Source organism: Sphingobacterium sp. B29 (genome assembly GCF_001952815.1).
Classification (GTDB): domain Bacteria; phylum Bacteroidota; class Bacteroidia; order Sphingobacteriales; family Sphingobacteriaceae; genus Sphingobacterium; species Sphingobacterium siyangense.
Window position 1 is genome coordinate 1004903 of the sequence record NZ_CP019158.1, and the last position, 13037, is coordinate 1017939.

At 38.8% G+C, this 13037-nt stretch carries 12 protein-coding genes; 4 read left to right on the plus strand and 8 right to left on the minus strand.

The genetic code is table 11. The annotated features are described in order from the left end of the window. Positions 1–5: 5 nt before the first annotated feature. The 3 genes from nth to BV902_RS04290 all read right to left on the minus strand — a co-directional run bounded on the left by nth (position 6) and on the right by BV902_RS04290 (position 2746). A complete protein-coding gene (gene nth, locus BV902_RS04280; RefSeq protein WP_075994622.1) occupies positions 6–683 on the minus strand; it encodes an endonuclease III in 678 nt (225 codons plus the stop codon). 165 nt (positions 684–848) lie between these two features. After that, positions 849–1040, minus strand: coding sequence for a hypothetical protein (locus BV902_RS04285; protein ID WP_145327159.1), 192 nt, complete (start codon positions 1038–1040; stop codon positions 849–851). Positions 1041–1120: 80 nt separating this feature from the next. Then, a complete protein-coding gene (locus tag BV902_RS04290) occupies positions 1121–2746 on the minus strand; it encodes a S8 family serine peptidase (protein ID WP_075990903.1) in 1626 nt (541 codons plus the stop codon). 324 nt (positions 2747–3070) lie between these two features. On the opposite strand from BV902_RS04290, the gene BV902_RS04295 reads away from it, so the two are divergent. Beyond that, positions 3071–5176: a S9 family peptidase gene (locus tag BV902_RS04295; RefSeq protein ID WP_075990904.1), complete on the plus strand. Its 2106-nt coding sequence runs from the start codon at positions 3071–3073 to the stop codon at positions 5174–5176. A 25-nt stretch (positions 5177–5201) separates the two neighbouring features. On the opposite strand, the gene BV902_RS04300 is transcribed toward BV902_RS04295, so the two are convergent. Then, the gene (locus tag BV902_RS04300; protein ID WP_075990905.1) at positions 5202–5465 is read right to left on the minus strand and encodes a hypothetical protein; all 264 of its coding nucleotides are present in this window, start codon (positions 5463–5465) and stop codon (positions 5202–5204) included. Positions 5466–6040: 575 nt separating this feature from the next. On the opposite strand from BV902_RS04300, the gene BV902_RS04305 reads away from it, so the two are divergent. The 3 genes from BV902_RS04305 to argC all read left to right on the plus strand — a co-directional run bounded on the left by BV902_RS04305 (position 6041) and on the right by argC (position 9219). Then, entirely contained in the window at positions 6041–6757 is a 717-nt protein-coding gene (locus tag BV902_RS04305; RefSeq protein WP_070561978.1) for a GNAT family N-acetyltransferase, read from the plus strand. Positions 6758–6918: 161 nt separating this feature from the next. After that, positions 6919–8103 carry an argininosuccinate synthase gene (argG, locus tag BV902_RS04310; RefSeq protein WP_075990906.1) on the plus strand — a complete coding sequence of 395 codons (1185 nt, stop codon included), beginning with the start codon at positions 6919–6921 and terminating at the stop codon, positions 8101–8103. A 102-nt stretch (positions 8104–8205) separates the two neighbouring features. Further along, positions 8206–9219 (plus strand): N-acetyl-gamma-glutamyl-phosphate reductase, encoded by a 1014-nt coding sequence (gene argC, locus BV902_RS04315; protein ID WP_145327158.1) that lies wholly within the window; start codon positions 8206–8208, stop codon positions 9217–9219. Positions 9220–9405: 186 nt separating this feature from the next. On the opposite strand, the gene BV902_RS04320 is transcribed toward argC, so the two are convergent. The 4 genes from BV902_RS04320 to BV902_RS04335 all read right to left on the minus strand — a co-directional run bounded on the left by BV902_RS04320 (position 9406) and on the right by BV902_RS04335 (position 12806). Next, entirely contained in the window at positions 9406–10092 is a 687-nt protein-coding gene (locus tag BV902_RS04320; protein WP_157625882.1) for a pirin family protein, read from the minus strand. Between the two features lie 10 nt (positions 10093–10102). Then, positions 10103–10825 carry a dioxygenase family protein gene (locus BV902_RS04325; RefSeq protein WP_075990909.1) on the minus strand — a complete coding sequence of 241 codons (723 nt, stop codon included), beginning with the start codon at positions 10823–10825 and terminating at the stop codon, positions 10103–10105. 75 nt (positions 10826–10900) lie between these two features. Beyond that, positions 10901–11590 carry a LytR/AlgR family response regulator transcription factor gene (locus BV902_RS04330; protein ID WP_075990910.1) on the minus strand — a complete coding sequence of 230 codons (690 nt, stop codon included), beginning with the start codon at positions 11588–11590 and terminating at the stop codon, positions 10901–10903. Positions 11591–11651: 61 nt separating this feature from the next. Next, positions 11652–12806: a sensor histidine kinase gene (locus BV902_RS04335; RefSeq protein ID WP_075990911.1), complete on the minus strand. Its 1155-nt coding sequence runs from the start codon at positions 12804–12806 to the stop codon at positions 11652–11654. Between the last annotated feature and the right edge of the window lie 231 nt (positions 12807–13037).

The window sequence follows — 13037 nt, forward strand, 5'->3', positions numbered from 1 at the left end:
AAAAATTAGTTTTTTGTCTCTGGTATAGCTGAGACACTTTTTATATGGTGATTTTTTTCAAAGTATTTGCACATATAAGTGATAGGGCATTTCTCACACAGTGGTTTTCGGGCCAGGCATATATAACGCCCGTGTAAGATAAGCCAATGATGGGCAATGGCAATCGTGTCTTTAGGTAGATTTTTTACCAATTGTTTTTCCACAGCTAATGGTGTTGTTGCACGATAAGTTAGCCCAAGACGGTTTGCAACACGAAAAACATGGGTATCTACGGCCATAGCGGGATTATGATAAACAACAGAGGAAATGACATTAGCTGTTTTTCGACCTACACCTGGAAGTTTCACAAGATCCTCAATTTTTTCGGGTACAATATTGTCGAACTTTTCAATCAGTAGCTGAGCCATCCCCACAAGGTGTTTGGCCTTGTTATTCGGATAGCTTACAGATCGTATATAGCTAAACACCTCGTCTACGCTGGAAGCTGCCAAGCTGTGTGCATCTGGGTAGCGTGCAAACAACTTGGGCGTGACTTGGTTGATCCTTTTATCTGTACACTGTGCAGATAAAATAACGGCAACCAGTAATTCAAAGGGATTACTATAGTTGAGTTCTGTCTGTGCGTCAGGACTATTTTTGGAGAAATAATCTACGAAAGCCTTGTATCGTTCTTGTTTTAACATCGGTTCAAAACTAGCCAAAATTTCCATCAAAAAAGAAATTTTGAAACCTAGTAGAAGGAGAATAATCTGATTTTAGTTTGTGGAAGGTAAGGCGAGTCACAGCAGTTTTACACTATAGCTGATCATGGATGTCGTAAGGTGAAAAAGAAAGGCCTAATCTCCAGATTAGGCCTTTCTTTTTTCTAGTTGTTTAGAATATGCAAGGATATTCTCAACACATCTTCTGCTTGGATGAAGCAACATTTTTGGTAATTGAAGTTTCAATTCATTTTCTATGTCCTCGTCTGTCATTACCTTTTCGTTTTGGGTTAGCAAATTTTGAACTTCGTTTTCTGATTGGGTAAAGTTTTCTACCATAAGCATCTGTTGTTTTGTTTCTGTAAGTTAATTAATTAAACGGACAAAAGATAGTTTTGGTATAAAAAACGAGAAAATATTTATTTTTTCTTTCTGTTAGTATATTCCTCCGCTTTTATGATAGCGTTATATGCATTAACGATTCCTCCAGTGACCGAAATGTCTGCTAATCGAACCGTTTTGCTGGCATCTTCACCAACTTTTACCTGTACCAGTTGATTCGGCTTTTCTACCGATTCCATAATAATTTGTTTCGTTTCCACAGCGCTCAAATTAGGGTAATAAGAACGAATCATGGCGGCCAGACCAGCGACAACGGGAGCAGCCATACTTGTGCCCTGTTCTTCTTTATACTTGGAATCTGGTACCGTTGAGTTGATGTGGACGCCAGGCGCGAAAACATCGACAGTTTTTTTACCATAATTGGAAAAATCGGCTAATAGTTCATTGTCCAAATAAAGGCCGGTTGCACCCACTGTGATCCAAGCATTAGCAATCCCGGTTGTATCACCTTTTACATCCGTATAATACTTCATCGGAAAATTAGGCTCTATATCGTTATCTTCACTGTCATTCCCTGCAGCATGTACCATCAGGACATCTTTGGATTCAGCATATTTGATGGCATCGTCTACTGCCTGTTTATTATAGGCATAACTTTTTCCAAAGCTCATGTTAAGTACTTTAGCGCCATTGTCTGCTGCATAACGAATGGCATTTGCGACGTCTTTATCACGCTCATCACCATCAGGGACAAGTCTAACTGTGAGTATTTTAACATTGTCCGCTACGCCGTTGATACCAACATTATTATTACGTTTTGCACCAATGATTCCAGCGACATGGCTACCATGTAATGCGTCCGGTCCTTTTACATCTGCATTTCCGTAGTATCGCTCTGAAGCATCTTCATAATTATCTCCAACAATAGGTCGAGAATCGTATGCTTTGTTTAAATGATAATCAACTTGATTGTTGAAATATTTTGCACCTTCGGTGATATCATCAAAAAATTTGGCGAAGCCGCCGTTGTTGATTTCATCCTTTGCATAGCCAAGTGCGATACGTTGCGTGTTTGTGGTTGCTTTGAAATTGTCTATATCCTCCTGTGTGATATCTTCGGGCTTTTTACCTATTTCACGTACCACAGCGTCTATGTTGCGTTTGAGCGCATCGTAGGAAAATTGGCCCATCTTAGCTTCTTCTAGCTTGTTTTTATATTTGGCAAGCATCTTTTGATAACTAGCGAAAGCTTTTCGATCAGTTTCATTGAGTTCTGTTGCTGCTGTGATGTTTGCAAACTTTTTGTCCAGAACCCTAAGCTGTCTTGTCAATTCTAGGTTATCGAACTGAACATCCTTTCCATCGGCGTTTCCAATAAAATTCCAGCCATATTTATCATTGATATAACCATTGCCATCATTATCTATACCGTTTGCAAGACTATCCTTCACATTGATCCATACAACATCTTTGAGATCCTCGTGATAAACATCAACACCTCCATCCAATACCCCAACAATGACTGGAGTGGATTTTCTTCCTTTCAATAAAGTTTTATACGTTTTTTCGGTACTGATTCCCATGACCCCATCTGTTTTATAATCCAAATTGAACCAATTTGCTGGAATGGTATCGGATTGTCCGAAAGAGATAAGGGGCAATGCGCCCAAAGTAAGTAGATATAGTGATTTTCTTAAATTCATATGTACAAAATTCTTGATAGGTGTTCCGCTTTCATTTGTATCAAAGAACGCGTTCCACCTGATTATTCTCTCCTGTTTATTTAAATTTTCTTCATGAGCGTGTAAGCTCGCATATTCCTGCCTATAGCAGAATAGCAAAGATAATGCTAATGCCTCTTCTGAACTGTTAATTTTTATTAAAAGTATTTATAATCCATATCTCTTAGCAAATTGTTGACGAAATATCTTAAATTCAAACCATTTCAAGGAGTTTCCTGTGTTAGTTGATTGATCCAGGTAGCAGAATAAGAAAGTATGTATATTGAGTAGCATATAAGAAAACGAATGCAACAAAATAAGAAAATAGTTTGGCCTAATGTGATGGCCCCAGTGGCAGCAATTTACCCTCATGTCAGAAAGATACATGATGATACTGTGCAAGATGATTATTACTGGATGATTGATTACTTTAAAAAAGGAGAAAAATCGCAAGAAGTTATTGACTACCTGGAAGAGGAAAACAATTATACCAATTTAATGCTTCAAGATACCGAAGATTTACAGGAAAGTCTTTTTCATGAATTGAAATCCCGGATTAAGGAAAAGGACGAGTCTGTGCCTTATTACAAAAATGGCTACTTTTATTATAGCCGGACGGAAGAGGGAAAACAATATTTTAAATTCTGTCGGAAAAAGGGGACACTGGAAGGCGAAGAGGAAGTGCTGTTGGATGTAGATCAGCTTGCCGAAGGGCATGCATATTATACGGCAAAAGGATTTTCTGTGAGTCCGGATAATCGTTTGCTAGCCTTTAGTGTGGATACTGTCTCTCGGAGAGAATATACCATATTTATCAAAAATATCGAGACCGGAGAAATCTATCCCGACCAGATAAAGAATACAGAGGGAGCCGCTATTTGGGGAAATGATAATCGAACCTTGTTCTATACGGCCAAGAATCCTGTTACCTTGCTTAGTGAAAAGATTATGCGGCATACACTGGGGGGCGATCCTGCAGCAGATGTGCTTGTGTATGAAGAAAAAGATAACACAAATTATATCGGAGTTGGTAAATCCAAAAATGGAAAATATGTTATGATCAATTCTGAAGGGACATTATCCTCAGAAATTTGGTTATTAAATGCTGACTCACCGCAATCGGAATTTCGTATTTTTCAGCCTAGGATACAGGATGTTCTCTATTCGGTTGTTGCATTGGAAGATCGGTTCTTAATACTTACCAATGATGGAGCTATTAATTTCCGAATCATGCAATGTCCCTTAGATCGTACAGATCGCAGCCACTGGCAGCCATTCATAGACCATCGACCGGATGTATTGGTCAGCGATATTGAAGAGTTTAAGGATTTTCTGGCGATTGCTGAAAGGAAAAATGGATTGACCCAATTGGCAATTTATAATTTAAAGAGTCAGCATCAGCACTATTTGGATTTCGGAGAAGTTGCCTATACGGTATACCCGGGTATTAATGTTGAATACAACAGTGATAAGTTACGATATGGCTATACTTCTTTAGTGACACCAAGCTCAGTCTATGAATATGATATGGCTAAGCAGAAGAAAATATTGTTAAAGCAACAGGAGATTTTGGGAGGGTATGACCAAACCGCGTATATCACCGAACGTGTTTTTGCAACAGCAAGAGATGGTGTTCAAGTGCCCATCTCTATTGTTTATAAAAAGGGAACCAAACTTGATGGTTCAGCTCCATTATTGCAATATGCCTACGGATCTTATGGTGCGTCGATGGATCCCACTTTTTCGAGCAATCGACTAAGTCTGTTGGATCGTGGATTTATCTATGCCTTGGCACATATCAGAGGCGGTGAGGAAATGGGGCGCCAATGGTATGAAGATGGAAAAATGATGCACAAGATGAATACCTTTTATGATTTTGTGGATTGTGGTAAATACCTGATTGATCAACATTATTGTATGCCCGAACATCTCTATGCGCAAGGGGGAAGTGCCGGAGGTTTGCTGATGGGTGTAATCGCTAATATTGCGCCTGAGCAATATCATGGCATAATAGCTCAGGTACCATTTGTAGATGTGGTGAATACCATGTTGGATGATACAATACCGTTGACTACAAATGAGTATGATGAATGGGGTAACCCCAATGAGAAGGAAGCCTATTATTATATGAAGGCCTATTCTCCATATGAAAACATTGAAGCAAAAGAATACCCTAATTTATTGGTCACAACCGGGCTGCACGATAGTCAGGTGCAGTATTTTGAACCAGCAAAATGGGTAGCAAAACTGAGAGCTACTAAAATAGGAGATGCGGTTTTACTGTTAAAAACAGATATGGATTATGGTCATGGTGGGGCATCGGGTCGATTTGACTATTTAAAGGAAATTGCATTGGAATATGCTTTTCTCTTTAAATTGGAAGGGATTATTCCAATTTATACAAATGAATAATAAAAAAGCGGCTAGTGCCGCTTTTTTATTGTTGAGCATGATTAATGCTATCCTGTTGTTTTTGTAAACGCTCTTCCCGCTCGATCTCTCTAGAGTCGATCTGATGCTGTTGATAATTGTCCATGGCCACTTTACTGGCTTTCTGCGATACGTAGATCGCTAATAGGGCAACAATAGTAATGATTGCTATTCCCCAGGCATATTTATGTTTGTCCTGTTTGACGAGCCAATACATAAAGATAATGTAAGGGACGGCAAAAATAATATAGAAAATTAAACTCGGTGACATACTATTCTCCATTAAATGATCCCTACAAAAGTATCGTTTTTGACTAAAAATAACGAACCGATAGAAAAAACAACAATTTCAATTGATAAAGCCTTAAACCTTTATCCGTTTTATTGTCAAATTAATATCGCTAATGTGATGGTTCTATTGCCGACTTGTTGTGGATTAATTGCTTGAAAATGAAGCTTACAGGAAGGTTTTGACGGTGGATTGTAAATTTTTAATTTTTGCAAAAAATCAATGAGAATATTGTGGAAAAGAAAAAAATATTTTTATACATTTGCATCGTCAGAAACAATTGACAGAGCATAAAAAAATGAAACAGAACAAAAAGAACGATTATTCTTATATTCAAACTTTTGAGAAGTTTATGAAGAAGGTCTTTTGTGCTTTCATTTTTGTAGAAATACCTGTTTTACGCCTCCGACGACCTATACTACCTCGGGCTTGATTTGAGGTAGTGAATCTTTCCAAGCAAGACCATGATTGTCCGATGGTTTTGAATCCATTATTTTAATTTATTTAGTAACAAAACACGACAGTAGTTGTTGTTTTATTATTAGGGTCGTAAGTCAATGACTATATCAGATTTTTTAATTATCCCGGCTAAACCTGAGCATGCGCACTATGCAGAGGTTATTTGCGACGAAATGTTCGAGTCTGCAAAGGCTCGTGGTACTGGTATTGCGCGTCGTAAACCAGAATACGTTGCCAACAAGATGAATGAAGGTAAAGCAGTGATTGCTTTACATAGAGATGGCCGATGGGCAGGTTTTTGTTATATAGAAACTTGGGGGCATGGTGATTATGTCGCTAACTCAGGTTTGATTGTCAATCCCGAATTCAGAAAAGTCGGTTTGGCAAAAGCAATCAAAAAAAGAGTCTTTGAGCTTTCACGTGAGAAATACCCTAAAGCGAAGATCTTTGGTTTGACAACCGGATTCGCCGTGATGAAAATCAATTCAGAACTGGGCTATGAACCGGTTCCCTATTCCGAATTGACTTCCGATGATGAATTCTGGAAAGGCTGTCAAAGCTGCGTGAATTATGAGATCCTGATGAGTAAAGACCGTAAAAACTGTATGTGTACCGCCATGCTTTGGGATCCCGAAGAGAAAGAACGTGAATTGCGGGAGAAGATCCAGCGCAAGCATGAAGCGAAAGAACGTTTGGAAAGAATTACACAAAAACAGTCTCTGCTAAAGCGTATACAGGCGAAGTTTTGGAAATCGGCCAATAAATTTATTGCTGTCAATTTTCCGAAGCATAACAAAGTCGCAAAAGGATATTAAGCTAAGGCTGAGCGATTATATTGAAAATAGATGTAACAGGTAACTGAAGATGTTCATAATAACAAGATCAGTTCAAGGTTCTCTCAACATAATAATAAAAAACCGAGTGAGACGAGCTTAAATCAGCCGTTGAAAACAAACACTCATAAAATAACATTCTAATGAAAAAAGTAGTTTTAGCATTTAGTGGCGGATTAGATACTTCATTCTGTTGTATTTATCTTACACAAGATTTAGGTTTAGAAGTTCATTCCGTAGTTGTAAATACAGGTGGTTTTTCGGATGAAGAATTAAAAAATATTGAAGAACGTGCTTATGCTTTAGGTGTGAAATCACATACAGCTATAGACGAAACGGCAGACTATTACCGCGAAACTATTAAATTTTTGATTTTTGGCAATGTGTTAAAAAATGCGACTTATCCATTGTCAGTATCTGCTGAGCGTGTATGCCAAGCAACCGCAATTGCAAACTACGCAAAGAAAATTGGCGCTGAATGTGTTGCTCATGGATCTACAGGTGCAGGAAACGACCAAGTACGTTTCGATATGATTTTCCAGACCCTGATTCCAGGAGTGGAAATTATCACCCCAATCCGTGATCTACAATTGTCGCGTGAAGCCGAAATAGAATATTTGAATAAGCATGGTGTAGAGTATTCTGCTGAAAAAGCAAAATACTCCATCAATAAAGGTCTTTGGGGTACTTCTGTTGGTGGAGCAGAAACATTGACATCCAACCAATACTTACCAGAGTCGGCATGGCCAACTCCAGTGACTTCTTCAGAGCCGCAACAAATTACAATCGATTTTGAAAAAGGAGAGCCTATTGCATTAAATGGTGAGAAAATGGCTTCCGTTAAAGTGATTCAAGAATTACAGACAATAGCTCAACCATACGGTATTGGCCGTGATATCCACGTTGGTGATACAATCATTGGTATCAAAGGCCGTGTGGGTTTTGAAGCCGCTGCTTCTGTCATTTTAATCAAGGCACATCATGCCTTAGAAAAACATACCTTAACTAAATGGCAATTGTCCTGGAAAGATCAAATCGCTGCTTTCTACGGAAATTATATGCACGAAGGCCAAATGCACGATCCCGTTATGCGTGATATCGAAGCATTCTTGCAATCCTCACAGGAAACAGTGACTGGCCGAGTGATTGTTGAACTTCACCCATACCGTTTTGTCGTCATTGGTGTCGAGTCTGAACACGATTTGATGTCCAATAAATTCGGCAGCTATGGTGAAATGAATAAGGGCTATACAGGTGACGATGTGAAAGGTTTCTCCAAAATTTTTGGAAATCAAACCATCATTTGGCACAAAGTGAATAAAAAATAAACCGTGTTTTATGCCATGTATTTTTTCTTAAAGTAAACTTGATAAGAAAAAGTACATGGCATGATAGGTGATAACGCATACCTAAATTCTAAATTCAAAAAAATGATAAGAGTAGGAATAATTGGTTCGGCAGGATATACTGGTGGTGAATTATTACGTGTATTGATTTATCATCCTGAGGTGGAAATCGTATTTGCTAATAGCGCTTCCAATGCAGGAAATAAGTTATATGAAGTTCACAATGATCTATTTGGTGATACTGAATTGACCTTCTCTTCGGACTTTCACTCAGCTATTGATGTATTGTTCTTATGTGTTGGTCATGGTGATGCACGCAAATTTTTAGATGCAAATCCAATCGATGCATCCGTGAAGATTATTGATCTCTCACAAGATTATCGTCTTCGTGCGAATACAGCTTTCCAAGGTCAACAATTCGTGTATGGGCTTCCGGAACTAAACAAAGAGGCAATCAAAACGGCTCAGTATATTGCTAATCCAGGATGCTTTGCAACAAATATCCAATTGGCTTTATTGCCATTAGCGAGTAAAGGCTTATTACCTGATCAAATCCATGTTAATGCAACGACTGGATCAACAGGGGCAGGACAAAAACCAGGTGCAACAACGCATTTCTCCTGGCGTAACAATAACCTTTCTGCTTACAAATCTTTTGAACACCAGCATTTGCAGGAAATTTCAGAGTCCTTGGATCAGCTACAAGCGGGATTTTTGCCGGTGTCAGACGGATCATTGTTGGAACGTGCTGCTGCAAAAATTAATTTTGTTCCTCAACGTGGCGATTTTGCCCGCGGAATTTTTTCGGCAATTTATGTAGACACCGATTTGTCTGAAGAGCAGGCCTACGCATTGTATGACAGCTATTATGCCGCTCACCCTTTTACACATGTCAGTCCTAAAAATATTGACCTCAAACAGGTTGTTAATACAAATAAAAGTATTATCCACCTCGAAAAGCACGGAAATAAGCTCCTTATTTTAAATGCGACCGATAATTTGCTGAAAGGAGCATCTGGTCAAGCTGTACAAAATATGAACTTAATGTTCGGTTTAGACGAGCGTACAGGATTAAACTTGAAAAGCGTTGGTTTTTAGCCATTTTTAAAATATTAAACAGCAATATCAACAAGTTGTGAGTAACTTGAGGGATCACCTTAAAAGCGAAATGAGGTTTTCAACATTTTATTAACATCGTGTGGAAAAGTGAAGGGTAGACCCTTCACTTTTTTATGTTTATCGTGGTCGTTATTTTGGAAATCATCGTTTTTTAAATCTATTCCGTTAGAAACACAAAACCACCAAAAGGCCAGTTGCCGATAAGCATTCGATGTCTAAATTTTTTGAATCTGGTAGATAAAGACCATCAGATGGATAAAGAATACGTTCTTCAACTTCAAAATTACCATCTAATGCAAATGCAAATGCGCTTTTTTGGTCTTGGCCAATCTGTAATTCAAAATCATGTTTTCCGGCAAATGCACCGAAGTAGAACTGAAAATCAGTAGCTAAGTCGGTGCCTACAGGATACATCTTGTTTTTCTCAAACGAAGATGAAAGTGGAAGATTCGCAATATGAGGTAGTGTAGGAGTGTTTATTGCCGAATTAAGCACAAATTCTTGAAAGATCGCAGGCTCCCCAACTTCGGATGATGCCTTTATGTGAATTGCCGTATTATTTTCAAAATTGTGTACTAAGATTGTTCCGACAGGAACGGTATAGGTTTGGCCATCCATCGTCACGAGTAGATCCCCAACCAAAGGAATCAAAAATGAGACTGTATCCTGATTGGTCGGGAGTTCCAAAGTCTCTTGAAGCGCGACTTGCCAGCTATTGACTTGTTGCAACCGGCCAATAGCCTCCCGGTGAGGAGCAGCAAAGGAGCCATAATTGAGTGTGCTCCTGACTAAATGTGTTCCGATTGATGTTTCCCCTCGCTGTTCCGCGATATAGATTCTAATATCCTGCATGATCAGGCTGTTAAGCATTAACATGAATCGTCATTTTCATTTGGAAACCTTCAGATAAGGATCCTGTGACCGTAGACATTTCTTTGGTAACACCATCGCTGAATACGTTGTCATTGGCATTATAGGTATATCCTGAAACACCTTTTTTGTAACCATAAGAAGAACCTGTGTTATTGACTTCAAGACACAGACTATCTTGAAAGGCGATTTGCGTCACTAATAGCGATTTACCTGTAGCATCATATACATGAACGTGAATATGTGTTGCTCGACCTTGATACCAGCCCGGAAAGATGGTTTGGAAAGAAACAAGTCCATTGGCATTCGTAACTTGTCTACCGCGGTACCAATTGACAGACTGGTAGTTGCTGGATTGCATCTGTGTTCCGCCATATTGGGAATAGTTACCTTCCACATCACAATGCCAAATATCCACTAAAGCTCCTTCTAGTGCCGCACAGCTATTGTTTGTATTAACAATGGTAATTAAACCGAGCATATTCGCCCCAATACCATCACCTTTGCGTATATCTGATCGGACATAACTTGAAGGTGTTTTTGTCGGAAAAGGCCCTTCGGTTTCCGAAGGTGTTACACTGCAGCTTGAATCGACATTTACGTCAGTGCCCTCATCCGTAATTGATGTGGTATCGTCTTTCTTGCAAGCTGCCCAGACCATTGGCCCTGAAAATGCGAGCAATGATAGGGTTTTTATAAAATTTTTGCGTTCCATATCTCTTCTTTTTTATTTATGGAAGCAAGGTAATAGACGGAGATGTAAAATAATGTTAAGTAACGATAAAGAGGCTTATTGCATCGACGAATCACGTAGACATTGGATAACCTCATTATAGTAACCATCGCCGACTTTCAATGTGAAGTTGGGTAATTGTACTTTACGCTGTGAAAATGTAATGATGTGTTTGACTGCGATAACAAAGCTGCGGTGGATACGGATAAACTGATTTTTTGGCAAACGCTCGAGCATGGCTTTCATTGTCGATAGAGTCAATATTGTTTTTCCGTGTATAAGGTGTATTTTGATATAATCTTGCATGCTTTCCAAGCACTCAATTTCGTCAAGATAGATCTTGATTCGTTGATATTCTACACTCACGATTAAAAAGGGGCGATGGCTCTGTGTAGCTGAACGTGTCATCGCTTTATCGATGGCCCGTTCAAAACGGACGAAGTCAAATGGTTTGAGAAGATAGTCTACTGAATCAAGTTCAAATCCATCTATCGCATACTCCTTATGTGCTGTGGTGAAAATCAATAAAGGTCTTGGTTTTAAGTTCTTTGCAAAATCAATACCATTGATCTCGAGCATATCAATATCCAAAAAAATCAAATCAACACTGTTATTGGCGAGATATAGCTTCGCTTCATGGGGGTTACTGAAGGTTGCAGCAAGCTGTATAGCAGGATGCTTTGCTGTGAACGTCGAAATAATACGAAGAGCCAGGGGTTCATCGTCAAGAGCTATGCAAGTTAACATCGATTAAATTAAGATAAACTGCTTTTGTATATATAATCGTATAGCCTAATATAGAAACAATTTATGAAGAAATGTAAAGGATAAGCTGAACGAAAAAAGAATGATCCTCCTGCTGGATCGTCAGGCGATGTTTGTTGGCATAAAAATGTTCCAATAGACGTTTAACATTTTTAAGACCTGTTCCTGTTCGGTGTTGTTCGGTTGACTGTGTAGCTATGCTATTCTTTACATTTAATACACAGGATGTTGGCGTTAGAATGACTTCAAAACTTAATTGGGAGGGCTCTATTGTGCTTAATCCATATTTGAACGCATTTTCAACAAAAGGAAGCAACACAAATGCGTGTATCGTTTTAGGGTGTTCTAGCCCCGCATAGTGTTCACTGATAGAACAATTTGGGCCAGTGCGTAGCTTTTGGAGATTGATAAAATCTTGTATAGCCTGTATTTCAATCTTGATGTCAATCGTATCACTATGCCGTTCATCCATATAATAACGCATTAATTGTGAAAGACGATGAATACTACTCGCGACGGCATCATCGTTGGTCAATGCTAATGCATAAATATTATTTAAGGTGTTGAACAAAAAGTGGGGGTGGACCTGGGCTTTTAAGAAGGAAAGTTCGGCCTTCATCCGGTCTTGTTCGACCAATTGCATCTTTTGCTGAGTTTCCATCCAGTAGGTTACGATTCTATAGAGTGCGGCAAGGCTAATGGTTAACAGGAAAATATACACGGAAGCAATATCGATGGGTTGTGGCCGTTGTCCCAAGGTCTGCCCCGGACCTCGGTCTGGGGAATGCCTAGCAGATGGCGGCGGTGGAAAATCAGGGTGATGCCTAGACGAAAATTCTCTTTCTCCAGGGGTAGGTAATTGCTGACGTCCAATATGCATCAAGCGATCGAAGGGCTGAAGATAACAGGCTAATAACAAGCCTGTCAAAATAATGGAGATTCCGTAACTGATAAATTTTCGTTTTCTTATCGCATAAGGAATTAGCAGGTAAGCATTGACATAGAATAGGATTAAAAAACAGCCTGTGAAAATCCAAAATGCCGGCGCAAAAAGTATTTCCTTAATTTCCAATTGACCGTTGTTAAAAAATAATACTGGAAAGGATAAGAAAATAAGCCAGGCGAGTCCATGGATCAATATGGAGATTTGTTTTTGTCCTAAGATACGTTTTGATGTGCTATCAGCAGATTTGTCCATGGAGCTTGCTATTTTAGCTTTTATAAAAGGGGACTCTGATCCTAAAAATACACAAAAAGATTAGATCGTATTTTTAAAATGTTAAAATATACATCTCATTTTATAATAGTTCATTTAAATGGAAAGGAATGGTGGTCAATTATTGCTGTTTTTTTACACAATCGATTGATATACATTTCCTTTCTTTTTCTGTAAATCTAAGCCTTATCTTCATCAAATAATCCAGTTTCA